17 protein-coding genes are annotated in these 17,820 nt (G+C 39.7%); 7 read left to right on the forward strand and 10 right to left on the reverse strand.

All coding sequences use genetic code 11. From position 1 onward, the window contains the following. Positions 1–53 precede the first annotated feature (53 nt). The 8 genes from pabB to KO561_RS07205 all read right to left on the reverse strand — a co-directional run bounded on the left by pabB (position 54) and on the right by KO561_RS07205 (position 7,077). On the reverse strand, positions 54–1,790 hold the full coding sequence (pabB, locus tag KO561_RS07170) for an aminodeoxychorismate synthase component I (protein WP_231096431.1): 1,737 nt from the start codon (positions 1,788–1,790) through the stop codon (positions 54–56). Next, positions 1,768–2,388, reverse strand: a complete 621-nt coding sequence (locus KO561_RS07175) for an anthranilate synthase component II (protein WP_231096432.1) — start codon at positions 2,386–2,388, stop codon at positions 1,768–1,770. Before KO561_RS07175 ends, pabB begins: the two co-directional genes overlap by 23 nt. A 130-nt stretch (positions 2,389–2,518) precedes the next feature. Beyond that, complete coding sequence (locus KO561_RS07180) at positions 2,519–3,580, reverse strand: hypothetical protein (protein ID WP_231096433.1); 1,062 nt, start codon at positions 3,578–3,580, stop codon at positions 2,519–2,521. A gap of 56 nt (positions 3,581–3,636) precedes the next feature. After that, positions 3,637–4,083 (reverse strand): MarR family winged helix-turn-helix transcriptional regulator, encoded by a 447-nt coding sequence (locus tag KO561_RS07185; protein WP_231096434.1) that lies wholly within the window; start codon positions 4,081–4,083, stop codon positions 3,637–3,639. A 102-nt stretch (positions 4,084–4,185) separates the two neighbouring features. Next, positions 4,186–5,187: an LLM class flavin-dependent oxidoreductase gene (locus KO561_RS07190; protein ID WP_231096435.1), complete on the reverse strand. Its 1,002-nt coding sequence runs from the start codon at positions 5,185–5,187 to the stop codon at positions 4,186–4,188. A gap of 76 nt (positions 5,188–5,263) precedes the next feature. Further along, complete coding sequence (locus KO561_RS07195; RefSeq protein ID WP_231096436.1) at positions 5,264–5,683, reverse strand: VOC family protein; 420 nt, start codon at positions 5,681–5,683, stop codon at positions 5,264–5,266. A 102-nt stretch (positions 5,684–5,785) separates the two neighbouring features. Continuing rightward, a complete protein-coding gene (locus KO561_RS07200) occupies positions 5,786–6,259 on the reverse strand; it encodes a hypothetical protein (RefSeq protein ID WP_231096437.1) in 474 nt (157 codons plus the stop codon). A 200-nt stretch (positions 6,260–6,459) separates the two neighbouring features. Continuing rightward, positions 6,460–7,077 (reverse strand): TetR/AcrR family transcriptional regulator, encoded by a 618-nt coding sequence (locus KO561_RS07205; protein WP_231097064.1) that lies wholly within the window; start codon positions 7,075–7,077, stop codon positions 6,460–6,462. A 170-nt stretch (positions 7,078–7,247) separates the two neighbouring features. Here KO561_RS07205 and kynU point away from each other — a divergent pair, with 170 nt between their 5' ends. The 7 genes from kynU to KO561_RS07240 all read left to right on the forward strand — a co-directional run bounded on the left by kynU (position 7,248) and on the right by KO561_RS07240 (position 14,511). After that, a complete protein-coding gene (kynU, locus tag KO561_RS07210; protein ID WP_408004846.1) occupies positions 7,248–8,528 on the forward strand; it encodes a kynureninase in 1,281 nt (426 codons plus the stop codon). Positions 8,529–8,531: 3 nt separating this feature from the next. Beyond that, complete coding sequence (gene kynB, locus KO561_RS07215; RefSeq protein WP_231096439.1) at positions 8,532–9,158, forward strand: arylformamidase; 627 nt, start codon at positions 8,532–8,534, stop codon at positions 9,156–9,158. Between the two features lie 20 nt (positions 9,159–9,178). Then, entirely contained in the window at positions 9,179–10,033 is an 855-nt protein-coding gene (gene kynA, locus KO561_RS07220) for a tryptophan 2,3-dioxygenase (RefSeq protein ID WP_231096440.1), read from the forward strand. A 17-nt stretch (positions 10,034–10,050) separates the two neighbouring features. Next, positions 10,051–11,388: a sodium-dependent transporter gene (locus KO561_RS07225; protein ID WP_231096441.1), complete on the forward strand. Its 1,338-nt coding sequence runs from the start codon at positions 10,051–10,053 to the stop codon at positions 11,386–11,388. A 94-nt stretch (positions 11,389–11,482) separates the two neighbouring features. Next, the gene (ald, locus tag KO561_RS07230; protein ID WP_231096442.1) at positions 11,483–12,598 is read left to right on the forward strand and encodes an alanine dehydrogenase; all 1,116 of its coding nucleotides are present in this window, start codon (positions 11,483–11,485) and stop codon (positions 12,596–12,598) included. A 253-nt stretch (positions 12,599–12,851) separates the two neighbouring features. After that, positions 12,852–13,814, forward strand: coding sequence for an NERD domain-containing protein (locus KO561_RS07235; protein ID WP_231096443.1), 963 nt, complete (start codon positions 12,852–12,854; stop codon positions 13,812–13,814). A gap of 280 nt (positions 13,815–14,094) precedes the next feature. Next, positions 14,095–14,511: a VOC family protein gene (locus KO561_RS07240; RefSeq protein WP_231096444.1), complete on the forward strand. Its 417-nt coding sequence runs from the start codon at positions 14,095–14,097 to the stop codon at positions 14,509–14,511. A 49-nt stretch (positions 14,512–14,560) separates the two neighbouring features. Here the strand turns inward: KO561_RS07240 and KO561_RS07245 are convergent, their stop codons facing one another. Further along, the gene (locus KO561_RS07245) at positions 14,561–15,619 is read right to left on the reverse strand and encodes an NAD(P)/FAD-dependent oxidoreductase (protein ID WP_231096445.1); all 1,059 of its coding nucleotides are present in this window, start codon (positions 15,617–15,619) and stop codon (positions 14,561–14,563) included. 220 nt (positions 15,620–15,839) lie between these two features. Continuing rightward, positions 15,840–17,798, reverse strand: a complete 1,959-nt coding sequence (locus KO561_RS07250) for a TRAP transporter permease (RefSeq protein ID WP_231096446.1) — start codon at positions 17,796–17,798, stop codon at positions 15,840–15,842. Positions 17,799–17,820: the final 22 nt, after the last annotated feature.

A 17,820-nucleotide genomic window follows, 5' to 3' on the forward strand; every position in this document is an offset into this window, starting at 1 on the left:
ACCGTGTCAGTTTACAAAAGAACTGAATCCTCCAAAGGTTGAACAAATGCTCTCTATTGGATTTGAACCTCAATCCAGCCTCGCACACTGTTAATAAACCAAATACGATCAAACTGTGGAATATCTTCTTTTCTCAAAATCTTTTCCTTGATTTTCCCTTCATCAAGAAGCTGCTGACGATAGGTTCCAGCTAGTAAACCGCATTCAACTGGTGGGGTATAAAATTTCCCATTTTGCTCGACTACAAGATTGCCAATCGTAAACTCTGTCAGTTCTCCTTCTTCATTCCATAAAAGGGGAGAAAAACTATAAGACGGAGCTTGTTTTTGATGCAGTTCATAAACCGTACGATTGGTTGTTTTATGAAAGAGAAATCGATCATTTCGGTGGACAGGGGACTTTGCCAACGAGCTGGTGATGGGTCCTTTCAATATAGAACATTTTTCGCTCTCTAAACGATATTTTCCGGATTGTTTCGTTATTAGTCTTATTTTATAACATCCCGATTGGTTCTCCTGAGCGAGTTCTTTTAAGTTTTTTTCAATGTTAAACCAATCCACTACATAGTTAAAATAGGATGCTGAATTTTCCAACCGTTTCTTATGGTAAGACCATAAAGGATATGTTCCATTGTCTAACAAAATGGATTCTAAAAGGCAAAAGTCTGGAGTAGGCTTTTCTGTCAAAACTCGAGCTTTTGCAAACAGTTCCTCATATTCTCCGTCGACTGTGGAATCCCAGGTGACACCGCCACCTACCCCATAGGTGGCTTTGTTCGTTTCGGTATCAATCATTACAGTCCGAATCGGCACATTAAATACCGCCTCTTGTTCTGGGGTAATAAACCCAATAGCACCACAATATACATCGCGAGGAGAAGTCTCTAGTTCCGAGATATAGTCCATTGTCCGTAGCTTTGGTGCTCCTGTAATGGATCCGCATGGAAATAAGGCTTGAAACCAGTCAAATACAGTCGTAGATGGTTCAAGCTCTGCCTCAATTGTCGATGTCATTTGGTGAACAGTAGGGTATGATTCCACCTCGAACAGCTTCTTTACTTTTACACTACCAGGCTTTGCTAGACGACCAATGTCATTACGGAGTAAATCCACAATCATGATATTTTCCGCCATTTCTTTTTCGGAGTTTTGCAGATAAGAAATTTGACTTAGATCTTCCTCTAGGTAACGGCCACGCTTTGCCGTACCCTTCATAGGTTTCGTCGTGATGTTAGAGCCATCTATTCGGAAAAATAATTCTGGAGAGACAGACAAAATCCGATGACGTCCTGTATTTATATAAGCGCTGTAGGAAGCTTGTTGTTTTTGGACAAGTTGTTTGTAAAAGGAAAAATCATCTCCATGAAAATCCGACACTAACCTTGCTGTATAGTTGACCTGGTATGTATCCCCTATTTTTATTGCATGTTTAATTTCCGAGATTCCTTTTTGGTAATCAGCGGTCGTAGAGTTCAACTTCCACTCTGAAACGGAAAAAGAACCTAGTGACTCCGAATATTCCTCGCTCGGCTTTTCAAAAATCGCGAACCAAAGGAGTGGAAGATCTGGCTCCTGGTGAACCTTACATTTTGGGAGAAATGCTGGAGCAGCTTCATAGGAGACATAACCAGCTGCATAGTAGCCTGCCTCTAGTTCCTTTTCTATGTTTTCCATGACCTCTTTTACTTCCGATATATGGTTCGTTTGATAGATACGAAGCGGATTGTGAAAATGAAGGGGTGTAACTTTCCCAGTTTTGTCGGCAAACTCAAATAATAGATGCGGATTCATAAGCTAGCCCCTCCCGATTTTTATGCCAAGCCAATGCTTGTTCATAGCTATTTCGAACCATTTGGAAACCGTATTCTGTCCATTCTGATTCAGGATGGAACTGGATTGCCTCCAAAGGAAACTTTGAGTGGCGCACGCCCATAATCACTCCATCTGCTGACATCGAGTTAAGGATTAAGTCAGCAGGGAAATCCTGCAGGGAAGCAATTAAGGAATGATAGCGAGTAACATAGATCGAATCAGTAACCTCTTTAAAAATTCCTTTTTGATCATGAGTAATCAAGCTTCTTTTGCCGTGCATCGGCTGAATCCCTTTGGTAACCGTTCCTCCAAATACTTCCACGATAATTTGTAAGCCGAGACAAATACCTAAAATAGGGATTTGCTGATAGAAAGCTTTTACGATCGCTTGGCTGGCCGGACAGTTCTTAGGATTACCAGGACCAGGGGAGAGAACGATTAAATCTGGATTCCACTTTTCCACTTGTTCCACCGTAATTTCATCTTGTTGAACGACAAGGACATCGGGATGAAGCTGTTTATAGTATTGAAATAGATTGTATGTGAACGAGTCATAATGATCGATGAGTAGGATCATGGTAAAAACCCTTTCTATATTAGTTGCGAATATGCTTTATTATAACGTGAATTTAAAAAGGAGTTCCACCAAAAAAGATATCCCACAAAATGGGGATATCTCGTTATGCTAGTTGCCCTCTCGAACCGTGTTAAGAATGACCTAACGCAGCTTTAAGTTGTGAATAAAATGCTTCTTGTTGATCCACATTTAAGAAAACTCGATCTACCTTTCGTGAAAAGCCGTACATCATCTTTAATTCCTGTGGCTTCTGGAGAGTCATTACAAAGGTTGGTTTACTTGGTTCCAAATCCATATCCGTAACTCTAGCATCAAACCCATTATCTTGGTCATCCTTGGATAGCTTTGCAGGCCCTTGATAATAATCGATACTATTGATTTGATTAAGATCGACGGACATTCCTTTTGCAAACCCTACATAAAGGTAGAGTTTCTTGTCTGTAAGCACGAAAGGGGTAAGTCTTATTGCTTGTATCTCAGCAAGAAAGTAGATGATACCGTAAATATTAAAGACTAGTAGAATATAGCTTGCAATGGGACTCCATTGGTGGACAAGGAAGTGGAACCCGATAGATTCCAATACAATGGCATGGATAAGAAATACATAAACAGCAATAGCGCTTGTTTGTTTATGATAGGTAAACATGGTTCCTGTTGGATGCTCTGCTTTTTTTCTCCAAGAGAAGAAGGCGTAATAAAAAAGAGAAAATTCGGTTACCCACAAAGCTACAAACTTTTTATCCTTAAATTTTTCTGACATGACTTCCTGAATATTTATTCGAAAAAGGGAGCTGTCCTGCTGTAATTGTTTCATAGATTTCCAAAGACTAGGGAACTTCATGATGACAAAGTAAATGAGGTAAAGCTCTAGACCAATAAGGAGAAGCTCTGGCACGATGACGATATATCCTAGAAAAGAAAATCTCTCAAAGTAAACATCTGGAATGATAAAAGAAGCGACGCCGAATCCTAATACGACAGTAGCAGCTATATACTTTTTGGAGAAACGATGGCGAATGATAAAGAAATAAATCAGGATTGGAACAACAACTAAAAAGTCAAAAAAAGAGCCAAGGACAGCTAAATCAGGTATAGGTTTCATTTCCGGTATTCGATACAAAGCGTAGTTGGAAGCAAGAACAGCTAATAAAAGAATGGTGTAACTAACATTTCGTTTTGATAATACTTGCATGACACTCACTCCTTTTGATTGATTTAACCAACGTATTAAAAACCTAAAAGTCGTTCTTATTGTTCTTCCACGGCAATATGATAAAGCTTACCAAGGATGTCCTTTAACTGAATCAGGTCTTCGTTCTCCAATTTGCCGTAGTACTTATCCAAGATATACATTTCCATCTCTTCAAGTTTTTGATTATAATGCTTTCCTTTAGTATCTAATAAAACGTGAATTTCTCTGCGGTTCTCTAAGTTGATTTCTCGCTTTACGTAGTTGTCCGCTTCAAGTTTTTTCACTAGTTGGCTCGCTGCGCTTGCCGTCATTTGAAACGCTTCAGCAATTTCGTTCATTGTGAGGGGCTTCTGATATAACAAATCTAGTAACATTAGTTGTTTGGAGGAAAGGCGGACGAATTCTTCATCTTTCACAAGGTTGCGTATTTCATCAGAAAATAACTGACTGATTAGATCGCTGAGTTGCTTAATTTCCATATGCAATAAGGAATTTTTCTTCATATGTATCACCTCACCAACATTATACAACACACTTAATAATTAAGTAAACTTAAATGTTAAACAAAATAAAAGCTACAAGCAAACTGCTTATAGCTTTCAACCTTATTCCATCATATCCGCCACATACTCATAGGAGCGAAGTCGGTCTTCTTGGTGGAAGACTTGCGTATTAATAATCACTTCATTAGCTTGTGTATTTTCAATGAACTGTTGAAGCTTTTGTTTGACCATTTCAGGTTCACCAATCATGGTAGCCTCGGAGTTTAGTCGCTCGGAGATAGCAGCTTGTTCCGGAACGGTAAACACTTCTTCTATGCTCTCAACAGGAGGCTTCAGTGCTGTTGGTTGTCCTCGTGTTAGGCTTAAAAACTGTTGTTGTTGGGAAGTAGCAAGCCATTTTGCTCGTTCCTCTGTTTCAGCAGCGATAATATTCACTCCAACCATTGCATAGGGTTCTTGAAGCATTTCGGAAGGCTGGAAGTTATCCCGATATATTTTCAGTGCAGACATCGTGTAGTCAGGAGAAAAATGACTCGCAAAGGCGAAAGGTAGTCCTTTTTCAGCAGCAAGCCGAGCACTGAACCCGCTTGAACCTAATAACCAGATTGGAATGCTTAAGCCTTCCCCAGGAAAGGCGCGAACTCTGGCTGTTCCTTTAAAGTAATCCTCTAATTCATCCACTTGCAGCGGGAAATCCTCTGGACTACTATGAAGAGTTCTGCGTAGGGCATAGGCTGTTGCTTGATCACTTCCTGGTGCCCTACCAAGACCTAAATCAATTCTTCCTGGATACATGGATTCCAATGTACCAAACTGCTCAGCGATCACGATTGGGGCATGGTTAGGGAGCATGACACCACCTGAACCAACTCGAATGTGGTTGGTTGCGCCTGCAATGTGCCCAATCACAACGGAAGTAGCAGAACTCGCAATCCCAGGCATATTATGGTGTTCGGCTAACCAATAACGGTGAAAGCCCCATTTTTCCACATGCTGAGCAAGCTCTACACTTTCTCGAAAAGATAGGCTTGCATCACTTCCCTCTTTAATAGGGGCGAGATCTAAAACGGATAACCGTGTATGATGAAATTGTTTGCTTGTCATAATAATCACTCCTACTAGATTAAATCTAAGTAGTAGAAATAATACTCCTGTTTCTGGGGAGAGTCCAGAAATCCGCTTATGGCTGTTCTGGATAATCACAATATTCGATTATGGTTGCTTCTGTATCTGCTGGGTTTAAGTAAATCAGTCTGCGACCATGCTTGTTTGTTCTTTGACTATTTTCCAAAACCCGAATTCCTTTTCGCTTTAGTTCCTCGATAGCTTGGGGCAGGTCATCCACTCGAAAAGCTACATGATGGACACCTTTTCCTTTTTGCTTGATAAAACGGGCGATAGGGGAGGTCGTATTATTGGTCGGGCAAAGGAGTTCTGTTCGATGACCTTGAATGTCAATAATGGCTATTTCGCTTTCCACGCCTATTGCTTCGCTTCGATACCGATCTATTAAAGTACCTCCCAATACATCTACATAGAATTGGATACTATCATCGAGCTGTCGAACCGCAATCCCTATATGATCCAATTGTTTTTCCATAGAAAGTAGCTCCTTTTACGTTTTCTTTAAGCATAACGAGAGAGGAAGATTGCGTCAAAATAAAAAATGGCTACCATAGGATGGACAGCCATTTCAAAAGTATTATTTAGAAGACAACTTAGTACGGAAGTCTTCTAGTTTCGTTTTTGTTGCTTTTACTAACCCTTTCATTTTGTCTATTTCTAGTTTTTCTTTCTGAGAATGGGATAGCAATGGATATAAGCTTTCTTCTATGTTTTTGTAATCGGTTGGATAGCTTTTTTCCACGAGTTTCTCGATGACATCCCAGTTCTCTTCTAATGCTTTCCCTTGCTTTTTGATACGTTGCACTTTATCAGGGTTATCGACTAAAGTACTTTCCAATCGAGCTAATGTAGCGACAACGGATTTTATTCCTGACATAATTTCTTGGTCATTCTTGGACTCACTAGCAACGCCAGCTTCTTTGGAGTGGGCGTTAATTTGATTGATGGTACTTTGTACTTCTTCCTTTTTGCTTGATTGCCCAGGGCTCCATCCAGACAGGACAACACCAATTATAACGAGCGGCGTTAAGTAGAAAATGATTTTTCGCATATTGCTACATCTCCTTTTTTAAGAATCACATTTATTTTCCCTAGCTTCCATAATTTTTATACGAATAATGGACAAATAAAAAACAGCACCAGGTTCGCCTAGTGCTGTTTGAAAAATATCAACATTTGAGATGATTAGAAGGTACAGGGATAGGAACGTGATATCGAAGAGGACAATCCTCCGAATAGTAATGGATTTTGTTAGTTTTGCATGTATAAACCGCTCGTGTACATGTTGGTAAGATTGTAAATAATATCTTCCATCTTGTAAGGGGAACCTTCTACGATTTCCCACATGAACATTTCATTGGAATAAAACCAACCGCGTGCAACGAGATGGGGATCAAGGTTTTTCTTTGCCAGTGCGTGATCTTGTGCAAACTGAATATCTTGAGCGATTCGTTCAATAAATCGTTCGCGAATATCAGTCCATTTTTTGTTCACTTCTTCAGAAGTACCAATTGCTTCCTTTACGACCTGCATCATTGCTCTTTCTTCCATCGCTAAGGAAAGAAAAAGCTTCACTTGATTGGAAATCATTTCATGGGCGGTTTGGGAAGAGGTAGGGGTAAAAGGAAGCTCTGCAACTTCATAAAAACGATTCATCAATGTTGTCATGATTTCAATAAACAGTTCGTCTTTGTTACTGAAATAGACATAAGCAGTTCCATAGCCAGTATTCGCTTCTTTAATAATTTGAGAAATCGTTGCCTTTTGAAAACCAACTTTTAAAAATACGGCACGTCCTGCTTCGACTATGTTGTTTCGGGTTTGCTTAGCTTGAATCTGTCTATTCGTTAAGTGCTCCTTTGATTCCATCATAAGGTTTCTTCCTTTCCTGTCGGTTCTTCATAAAGTCTATTTTACTGGTATTATTCTATCGTGACAATATGTCGAACAATTATGATATTATGTCATTGACACTATATCATCTAAATAATATAATGCAATTGTCAAAAGAATTTTATTTTTTCAGACAGCGGAGGGTCATGAATATGGAAAATGCTTCATTAGAATATGCAAAAAAGCTTGATGCACAAGATGTGCTTTATAAGTACAGAGAAGAATTTTACACCAAAGAAAATGGGATTTATCTCGATGGGAACTCTTTAGGATTAATGTCCAAGAGATCCGAGGCATCCCTTTTAGAGATCGTGGAAGCCTGGAAACAGCATGGTATTGATGGTTGGACGGAAGGGGAGCACCCTTGGTTTTATCTATCTGAAAAACTGGGAGAGAAGATGGCTCCCTTAGTCGGTGCTTTTTCTGACGAGATAATTGTAACCGCTTCCACTACAGGTAATTTACATCAGCTCGTTGCGACTTTTTATCAACCGAAAGAAGAGAAAACGAAGATTTTAGCCGATACGATTACTTTTCCGAGTGATATCTATGCCTTGAAAAGTCAGCTCCGGCTAAAAGGCTTTGACCCGGAAGAACATTTAGTTCGAGTAGAAAGTCGGGATGGCCATACCTTGTCGGAAGAAGATATTATTGCTGCGATGGATAACACTATTTCTGTCATTGTGTTGTCCAGTATATTATACAGAAGTGGGCAAATCTTAGACATGAAGCGGCTTACGACAGAAGCGCATAAACGAGGTATTATTATTGGGTTCGATTTATGTCACTCCATCGGTTCTATCCCGCATGAATTAAGTGAATGGGGAGTAGACTTTGCATTTTGGTGTACGTATAAACACCTAAATGGAGGACCGGGCTCGGTTGGTGCTTTGTATGTGAACCGCAAGCATTTTGGAAAAGTACCTGGTTTGGCAGGTTGGTTTAGCTCAAAGAAGGAAAATCAGTTTGATATGGATCATGAATTGGTACCGGAAGAGCATGCTGGTGCTTATCAAATTGGTACACCGCACGTTTTAAGTATGGCACCTTTAATTGGGGCATTGGAAATGTTCACGGAAGCTGGCATTACGAGAATCCGTGAGAAATCATTAAAGCTAACTTCCTATATGATGAAGCTCTTTGAACAGGAACTATCAACCTATGGCTTTATAATGCGAAACCCTTTAGAGGAAAATAGGCGAGGCGGGCACTTGTTTATTGAGCATCCAGAAGCGGCGCGTATTTGTAAAGCATTAAAAGCAAATGGAATTATTCCAGATTTTCGTGCCCCAAATGGAATTCGCTTAGCACCTGTAGCGTTGTACAATACGTTTGAAGACGTTTGGAAAACGGTTCAAGTATTAAAACAAATTATGGACGAAGAGCAATACAAAAAGTTTGAGAATAAACGTGGAGTGGTGGCATAGCGAATGAAAAAGAAATGGATTGATATTTCTCAACCGTTAACCAATCATATCGCTCACTGGCCCGGTGACACTTCCTTTTCGTATGAACTATCGATTACGAAAGAACAAACAGGATCTGTGAATATTGGGAAAATCACAACAAGCCTGCATACAGGAACGCATGTGGATGCTGCTTTTCACTTTGACAACGAGGGTCCGGGAATCGAACAATCGGACATCAACGATTTTATTGGAATAACATTAGTAGTTGACGCGACAGGGACGTCCACTTTAAGCAGTCAGCTTTTGCAAGAGACCGAGTTAGCTAGTGTAAGCAAAGTGCTATTCAAAACGAAGACTGAAAGTGAGCCAAATCATTTTCCTGAACACATTCCCGTAATTGATCCGCAACTCGCTCCTTTTCTAAGAGAGCATGGGATTACTCTTGTCGGAGTGGATGTACCGTCTGTAGATGACCTGAATAGTAAAGAGTTACAAGCACATCACAACCTTTTTCAACAGGGCATTCATATTTTGGAGAATGTCGCACTTGATGATATAACACCAGGTTTATACGAATTGATTGCACTGCCACTAGCCATCCAAGGTGCAGATGGAAGTCCGGTTCGTGCCGTAGTACGACCGCTATAAACATGTTAGGAGGGGAAATCATGAGCGATACATCAAAAAAACGAAGCCTAGCTTATGATGGAGAAACGAACATTCATACAAATTTTAAAAAGAATATGACGTACGGTGATTATTTGCAGCTCGATTCCATTTTGTCCAGTCAAAACCGATTGTCCAATCACCATGACGAGATGTTATTTATTATTACCCATCAAGTAAGCGAGCTGTGGATGAAGCTTATTTTACATGAAACGAAGTCAGCCATTGAATCCATTGAACAAGATGATTTGTCTACTGCATTTAAGCGGTTAGCACGGGTTTCCAAGACGCAAACTCAAATCATTCAAGCTTGGGATGTTCTTTCTACATTAACACCATCCGAGTATATGGAATTCCGAGATTCCCTTGGCCAAGCCTCCGGATTTCAATCTTACCAGTATAGAATGATAGAATTTGCATTAGGTTACAAAACTCCACATGTTCTTAAAATCTATGAAAAGGATCCTGAGCTACATCAACAACTAACGACAGCCTTTCATGCGCCAGGATTATACGATGTTGCGATTAAAAAGCTAGCAAGAGAAGGTTTTGTCATTGATGAAGAGGTAGTTAACCGAGATTTTGCTAAACCGTATGATGGAAACGAATCGGTGAGAAAAGCTTGGTTAGAAGTTTACGAAAATGTTGACAAGTATTGGGATCTTTACGAGCTTGCGGAAAAGTTAGTGGATATTGAAGATTGGCTACAACAGTGGCGATTCCGTCATATGAAAACGGTAGAACGAATCATAGGTTTTAAGAAAGGAACTGGTGGTTCTTCCGGAGTGAACTATTTAAAACGCGTGTTAGATCATCGTTTTTTCCCAGAGCTGTGGGATATTCGAACCGAAATTTAAACAAGGAGAGTGAACGTATGAATCGTGAACAATGGTCATCGAAGCTGGGGTTCATTATGTCCTCAGCTGGTGCTGCTATCGGATTAGGCGCCATTTGGAAGTTTCCTTACGTAGCAGGAATGAATGGTGGGGCAGCATTTTTTCTAGTCTTTATTTTATTTACTGTTTTGATAGGCTTACCTTTACTAATTTCCGAGTTTGTCATTGGACGAGGTGCAAAAAAAGAAGCAATTACCGCTTATAAGGTGCTAGCACCAGGGTCACAATGGAATGTAGTGGGGAAAATAGGAGTACTCGGATGCTTTCTACTGTTATCGTTTTATAGTGTTGTCGGAGGTTGGGTACTTATCTATACAGCTCAATCTCTCGTCGGTGGTGTGATCAAAGAGGGAGCTAACTATCCGGAAATGTTTGGAGCAGTTACGGGATCTCCAGCTATGACTTTACTCGGTTTAGCCCTTTTTCTATTCATTAATGTTTTAGTCATTTCACTAGGAATTCGAAATGGAATCGAAAAAGCGAGTAAATATATGATGCCGTTACTGTTTGTTTTCTTTTTAATCTTAGTGGTCAGATCGCTAACCCTCGATGGAGCGATGGTAGGTATTGAATTTTTCTTGCAACCGGATTTTTCAAAACTAACGGGTGAAGGTATCTTATATGCACTTGGTCAATCCTTCTTTGCATTAGCGGTTGGGTTCTCTTGTATGGTGACATATAGTTCGTATCTTGGGAAAGATGTTAGTATTCCTGGAGCTGCGTCTTCTGTTGTCATCATGAATATTTTCGTTTCTTTACTTGCAGGTTTAGCCATTTTTCCAGCCGTTTTTGCATTCGGAATGGAGCCAGCAGAAGGTCCAGGATTATTATTTATGATTTTACCTACAGTATTTGGCCAAATCCCGTTTGGTGAGGTTTTTTTAAGTCTTTTCTTGTTACTTTTCCTTTTTGCAACATTAACATCCTCATTTAGTTTGCTCGAAATTATCGTGTCTGCATTTACGGAAAGTGGGAAACGTAGACGGAAAAACGTAACGTGGGTTTCTGGAGTTATTATGTTTGTTGCGGGTATCCCAGCAGCTCTTTCCATGAGCACGCTTAGTGACTTTACGATTTACGGCAAAACAGTATTTGATGCAACGGACTATTTAGTGAGCAACATTTTATTACCATTAGGTAGTTTATTAATTGCTTTGTTTATTATTTATCGAATGGACCGTAAGCTGGTAGAAGAGCAATTTTATTTATCTACTTCTTTATCTCCAGTATGGTTTCAGCTATGGAGAGTTGCGATGAAATGGGTTGTTCCAATTACGATTATTATTGTGTATGTTAATTTACTAGGAATTATTTAATAAGGTGTTATAATGGGTGAGGGCGCTTACATAAGTGCTCTCCCATGTCGTTTTCTTTACATAATTAAACCATACAGTATTGGAGGAAAATATCATGATTATTGGGATTCCAAGGGAAATCAAAAACAATGAGAACAGAGTCGGAATTACACCAGCGGGCGTGGACCAGTTTGTGAAAGCAGGTCACCAAGTGTATGTGGAGATAGATGCTGGACTTGGTAGTGGATTCACAAATGAAGATTATCAAGCAGCAGGAGCTACTCTTCTTGACCAAGCCGCTGATGTTTGGGGCAAGGCAGAAATGGTCATCAAAGTTAAGGAACCATTAGCGGAAGAGTATCCATATTTCAGAAAAGACCTCGTCTTATTCACGTATCTACACCTGGCAGCAGAGCCGAGCTTAACGAAAGCGCTTGTTGACAGTGGAATTACAGCGATTGCTTATGAAACCGTAGCCGTTGGACGATCTTTACCTTTGTTAACCCCTATGAGTGAAGTTGCAGGAAGAATGGCTTCCCAAATTGGTGCACAATGCCTAGAAAAGCCAAAAGGCGGAAAAGGAATTCTACTAGGTGGAATCCCAGGAGTAAAACGTGGAAAAGTAACCGTAATTGGTGGCGGAGTAGTAGGGACGAATGCGGCGAAAATTGCGATTGGCTTAGGCGCAGACGTTACAATCATGGATGTAAGTGCAGAGCGTTTACGCCAAATCGATGATATTTTTGGAAATACCATTCATACGATGATGTCGAACCCTGTTAACATTGCAGAAGCAGTGGCAGAATCGGATTTAGTAGTCGGTGCAGTTCTCATACCGGGTGCAAGAGCGCCGAAGCTTGTAACGGAAGAGATGATTAAATCGATGAAAGATGGCAGTGTTGTGGTAGACGTAGCGATTGACCAAGGTGGAATCATTGAAACATGTGACCACATCACAACACACGATAACCCAACCTATGTGAAACACGGAGTTGTACACTATGCGGTAGCGAACATGCCAGGTGCCGTTCCACGTACTTCAACAGTTGGCCTTACAAACGTTACGATTCCTTATGCATTGCAGCTAGCAAACAAGGGTGTAGCTGCAGCAGTTGCGGGTAACGAATCCTTGAAGGCTGGAGTGAACGTTTTGAATGGGTATGTAACTTATGAGGCTGTAGCACGTGATTTAGAGTATGAATATAAGACAGTGGATGAGCTGTTAGGATAAGTTTTGGTAGTGGTGCCCCCGCGGATGTGCGGGGGTTTTTTGTATTGGGTTGGGGCGAACGTTAATATAATCGTCTTAAGCGATAGTAAATTCGTCGGGAACGATAATAAATGATGGGTCTGCGATAAAAAACAGGACAACTGCGATAATAAAGTTTCATTGAACGTTAATATATTGGTAATTATTCAATTTTATCAATAATAGAGGTTTTAATTACTTTTGGTAGAACTTCTTCTTGTGAGGAGGTGTTTAAATGATAGTCAAAAAGAGAACAATGCCGCTCCACATTAGAGCGAACCGAGCATTGTTAAGAAGATTGGATCCAAATCACATGAAGAAACCTATAATTGAGGAGGATTTAGCCAAAAGAAAAGCTGGGTATGATGGAGAACGGTCCATAGATTATTATCTTAGTAAAATGCCTACTAGCCAATTTTACATTTTTCAAGATCTTCGTTTAGAGGCTAACTCATTTTACTTTCAAATGGATATTCTACTACTATCCAAATCGTTCGCCCTCATCATTGAGATTAAAAATATTTCTGGTACTTTATACTTTGATACTTTGTCAAAACAATTCATTCGTAGAACGATGGAAAAAGAGGAAGGCTTTCGAGATCCACTTATTCAATTACAAGAGCAAAAAGAACAGTTTTCAAATTGGATGCAGGAAAGAGGATGTAATTTACCAGTAGAGGGTATCATCGCTATAAGTAATCCGTCCACGATTATTACAGCTAGTAAAGGCAGCGAATTTATATTCGATTTCGTGCTACATTTTGATCATCTGAAAAATAAAATTAATGAGTTGGAAAAGAAACATACAACAACCGCAATTAGTGCCTCTCAATTTTTTGACCTCAATCAATCGCTTCTTCACAGTCATATACCACTTTTTCCTAAAACTCCTTCTTTTTTTGGCATTCCTAAAGCGGATATACGTAAAGGTGTTTATTGCAAACAATGTGAGCAATTTACAATGGGAAAAATTTATCGGGGATGGCAATGCTCAATATGTAAGTTGAAGGACCAGGAGGCTTATAAGCAGGCGATTGAAGATTACCTTTTGTTAATAGAACCAGTTATAACTAATAAAATGTGTCGGGACTTCCTAGGCATTGAGAAGCCAATGACTGCTTCTAGACTATTAATGAATTCCAATTTAGCATTTGAAGGTGAGCATAAAAGTAGGGTTTATTATCTGAAGGATTTCTAATAAGGTGAAACGGATCAAACGATAATAAATCTAGTCACAACGATAATAAAACGGCTCTGAATGTTAATATTCGGGCCGAACGATAATAAATTCAGTTTGAACAATAAGAAACTTATACTGACCATTAAGAATTCCGTCTCCAACGTTAATAAACCTCGACTGGACGTTAATAATGTTGAAACTACAGTCACATCCAATCCATAATCAAAAACCACCACCAAAAAAAGGAAAATCACCCACACATATGGAATATAATTAGTATAGAAAGGAGGGAAGAGATATGTCTGATTTAGTTCGCATTGGCACGACGTATGTGCCGGTTCAGGATGTAGAAACGGCTAGTGCATGGTACTCGGAAAAGCTTGGGGCAGAAATCAATTATCAGGATCAGGATAAGGCGATTTTAAACCTAGCGAATCAAGCATTTTTCTTAGTCCGAGCGCAAGAAAACGAGACTTCCAATTTCCAAGATTCAAGCGGGAATACGAGATTTTCACTTACATTTGAAGTAGACGGTGAATCGGCTCTTGAAGTATTACATAAGAAATTCCAGAGTCTTGATATCGAAGTTGGAGAGATTGAAGATAGAGGGCATCCAGGTCGGAATTTTATATTTCAGGATTTGGATGGGAACCTATTTGATGTTTGGAGCGAGCTCAGTCCTGTATTTAAGGAAAAGTTTCAAATGAACAAATAGAGCCAAAATAAGAGTGGAATCCTGCGATAGGATTCCACATCTCTCACTATTAATGTCGTTTATTCAACCAAAGTACTCCAGATTTTGCTAACCTAGGTAGCATACCTGTCATTGGCTGTTTATACATATTTCCGAAGCCATCGTTCTTTCCTAAGGAGCCGAGTGCACCTTTCAATTTTAACTTCTTAGGGGCAAGTGGTTCTTTTCCGTGTAGCACTGCGAATAATACTTCACTAATTTGTTCCCCTTGTTGCCCAGCTAACTGAGCACTTGGAGAGTGTTCGGATGATACGCAATCTCCGACAACATAAATATGTTCATTTTGTGGGACTTGGTAAAACGCATTTGTCACAATTTTTTCCTGCTGATCTTTTTCATATGGGAGCTCGCGAGCGAGGTGATGTGGTTTTACACCTGCTGTCCATATGGTCACATCACTTAAGAAACAAAGTCCATTGTTGCAAACCGCATCTTTTTCAACATATTCAACATTGGAATGGTGCAGCACTTCCACATCATTTTTCTTAAACCAATCTTCCACATAGTTTTGAATTTTACGATCAAAAGCACTTAAGACGGATCCCCCGCGGTCGAGTAAACGAACATTCAGATCTGGTCTGCTTTCTCTGATTTCAGAAGCAACTTCAATTCCACTTAAACCGGCTCCAACAATCGCAACCGTTTTATAGGCATCCAAATTACCAACACGATATCCAGCATGTCGTGCTCTTTTGATGGTTTGAACACTTTCTGTAAACTCCGCTGCACCTTCAATGCCATGATAATTGTCTTCACAACCAAGTGCAATGACAAGATAATCATAAGGAATAGGATCGGAGTCCCTTAACAAAACTTGTTCTTCATTGGTATCAATTTTTATAATTTCATCATAAACATATTGGATCTGCTCATGGATTGGGAAGTCGAATCGAACATCTTTATCTGATGTTGTTCCTGCTGCAATCGCATAAAACTCTGTTTTTAAAGAATGATAAGGATTTCGGTCCACCAACGTGATTTCCACATCAGTTGGTAATCCAAGATCAAGAAGTTTGTGCAGTATTTTCATACCGCCATAGCCGCCACCTAAAATAACTAATCTTTTCATAAACTTAAACCCCTTTATAAAATCCAATACTAGATAAAGCGCTTCCGTTTTCCCCTTATTAAGACTAACAAAAAAGAGGTAGAAAGACTAGTGGGAAAATTAGAACGAGTTAGGGTGAATATACCTGTAGAGCAAAAGAAAAAGGTATTGGATGATTCCAATACCTTTTCGTTTATAGATGTTCTACTATACCTAAAAAGTTCTACTGCTTTTTCTTTCCCTATCCAGCAGTAATGGTTTGCTTGTTCTCTTTATCAGACTTTTTACGCATGTATTGGAGCACTATTACTGCGCCAAAGATAATTAAGCCAACCGCTGAAAATTTTATGTCTGGATAGACAAGTAATAACCCGCCAACAATTAAGAGAATTCTTTCTAACCTATTAGTTTTCATGGATAAATGCCCAATCATTCCAGAACTTATACTCGCCATCCCGAGCATAGCAGTTATTACGGCTAGAGAGACATTCCAAACGTTTGCATCGTTTTGTAACAGAAGAATAGGTTGAGAAACAAACATGTAAGGAATAATGAATGCGGCAATGGCTAATTTAACCGCCGTTACTCCAGATTTCATCGGATTTGCACCAGCGATACCAGCACCAGCATATGCAGCTAAACAAACTGGTGGTGTGATATCTGCTACGATACCAAAATAGAAAACAAACATATGCACGGCAATAATAGGTACATCAAATTGTAATAAAGCTGGTGCTGCCATTGTGGCCGTAACCACGTAGTTTGCGGTAGTCGGCAGACCCATGCCTAAAATGATGCAGGCAATCATCGTGAAGAACATTACTAGGAAAAATTGTCCTTGTGCAAGATCAATGATTCCACCGGCAATTTTTGGCCCCAAACCGGTAGTTGTGACCGTACCAGCAATAATACCCGCAGTAGCACAGGCTGCGATAACTGGTAAAGCTGTTCTAGCACCTTCTTCAAATATGTTAATAATCTCCTTAAAGGACATGCGTGTGTCCTTTCGGAAAAAGCTAATAATAAAGGCTGTAAGAATTGCAAATAGTGCCGCATACGTAGGTGTGTATCCTATTAGAAGAAAACCAATAATGATGACTAGTGGTAGAAATAAATCTAGCCTCTTAATTAGGTTTTTCATCTTCGGGAGCTGTTCCTTCGGCAGTCCTAAAATCCCTTGCTTTTTTGCTTCGAAATGGGTACCCATAAATACACCTGTGAAGTAAAGAAGCGCTGGTATAATAGCGATTACGATAATATCATTATATGGAATACCAGTATAGGAAGCCATGATGAATGCTGCTGCTCCCATAATCGGTGGCATTATTTGTCCACCTGTAGAGGCAGAAGCTTCTGCGGCCGCTGCAAAATGCGGCTTAAATCCAGCGTTTTTCATCATTGGAATAGTAAAAGACCCAGACCCAACTGTATTTGCAACAGAACTCCCGCTAACCATCCCTTGTAGCCCACTTGCTGCTACTGCAGCTTTAGCTGTTCCTCCTGTATATTTACCTGTTAGTCTTAATGCAATATCATTAAAGAATTGTCCAATATTGGTTTTTACGAGCATTACTCCGAAGAATAGGAATAAGTAGATATATGTTGAAGATATTTGAATCGGAATACCAAATATGGAACTAGAGCTAAAAAACATTTCAGTGGATAACGATGCCCAATCATAACCCGCATGTCCAATAACGGGGACATATTGCCCGAATAAACCGTAAAACAAAGCAATAACCGCGATAATTACAATCGGTAGTCCTACGACTCTTCTTGTTGCCTCTAGAAGCAGAAGAATGCCCACTGTTGCAACTATTTGATCTTGAAAAGTAAATCCAAAGATTAATGCCTCATTAATTAATCTTTCGTAGTTATAAATAATGTAGAAGTTAGTGAATAGAGCAGCTAATGCGAAAAGTGCATCGTACCATTGGACACCTTTCCGTTTTGTCATAGAGGATTTTATTGGATAAAGCAAGTACACTAAAGCCAATCCTGCTCCTAAGTGAATCGCACCCTGAATGGTGGATACATATGCACCGCGGAGTGCCGTGTACAGTTGGAAAATTGTTAAAGCACTTCCTAGGATTAAGGTAACCCAACCCCACGGTCCAAGATTTGTTCGAAAGGCACTTTCTTTGTCATATTTCGCCATTAATTCATGCTGATCTAATTCATTCGTATTTTGTTGTGACATCTATTCCCCTCCATTCTATACA

It is taken from the genome of Radiobacillus kanasensis, assembly GCF_021049245.1.
Classification (GTDB): Bacteria; Bacillota; Bacilli; order Bacillales; family Amphibacillaceae; genus Radiobacillus; species Radiobacillus kanasensis.

Coding starts and splice junctions, on each gene's coding strand:
- KO561_RS07200 (WP_231096437.1), bottom strand. CDS start 6,259: ATGCGAAAAATCATTTTCTACTTAACGCCGCTCGTTATAATTGGTGTT.
- KO561_RS07180 (WP_231096433.1), bottom strand. CDS start 3,580: ATGCAAGTATTATCAAAACGAAATGTTAGTTACACCATTCTTTTATTA.
- KO561_RS07175 (WP_231096432.1), bottom strand. CDS start 2,388: ATGATCCTACTCATCGATCATTATGACTCGTTCACATACAATCTATTT.
- KO561_RS07195 (WP_231096436.1), bottom strand. CDS start 5,683: ATGGAAAAACAATTGGATCATATAGGGATTGCGGTTCGACAGCTCGAT.
- KO561_RS07245 (WP_231096445.1), bottom strand. CDS start 15,619: ATGAAAAGATTAGTTATTTTAGGTGGCGGCTATGGCGGTATGAAAATA.
- KO561_RS07250 (WP_231096446.1), bottom strand. CDS start 17,798: ATGTCACAACAAAATACGAATGAATTAGATCAGCATGAATTAATGGCG.
- ald (WP_231096442.1), top strand. CDS start 11,483: ATGATTATTGGGATTCCAAGGGAAATCAAAAACAATGAGAACAGAGTC.
- kynU (WP_408004846.1), top strand. CDS start 7,248: ATGAATATGGAAAATGCTTCATTAGAATATGCAAAAAAGCTTGATGCA.
- KO561_RS07205 (WP_231097064.1), bottom strand. CDS start 7,077: ATGGAATCAAAGGAGCACTTAACGAATAGACAGATTCAAGCTAAGCAA.
- KO561_RS07190 (WP_231096435.1), bottom strand. CDS start 5,187: ATGACAAGCAAACAATTTCATCATACACGGTTATCCGTTTTAGATCTC.
- KO561_RS07225 (WP_231096441.1), top strand. CDS start 10,051: ATGAATCGTGAACAATGGTCATCGAAGCTGGGGTTCATTATGTCCTCA.
- pabB (WP_231096431.1), bottom strand. CDS start 1,790: ATGAATCCGCATCTATTATTTGAGTTTGCCGACAAAACTGGGAAAGTT.
- KO561_RS07235 (WP_231096443.1), top strand. CDS start 12,852: ATGATAGTCAAAAAGAGAACAATGCCGCTCCACATTAGAGCGAACCGA.
- KO561_RS07240 (WP_231096444.1), top strand. CDS start 14,095: ATGTCTGATTTAGTTCGCATTGGCACGACGTATGTGCCGGTTCAGGAT.
- KO561_RS07185 (WP_231096434.1), bottom strand. CDS start 4,083: ATGAAGAAAAATTCCTTATTGCATATGGAAATTAAGCAACTCAGCGAT.
- kynA (WP_231096440.1), top strand. CDS start 9,179: ATGAGCGATACATCAAAAAAACGAAGCCTAGCTTATGATGGAGAAACG.
- kynB (WP_231096439.1), top strand. CDS start 8,532: ATGAAAAAGAAATGGATTGATATTTCTCAACCGTTAACCAATCATATC.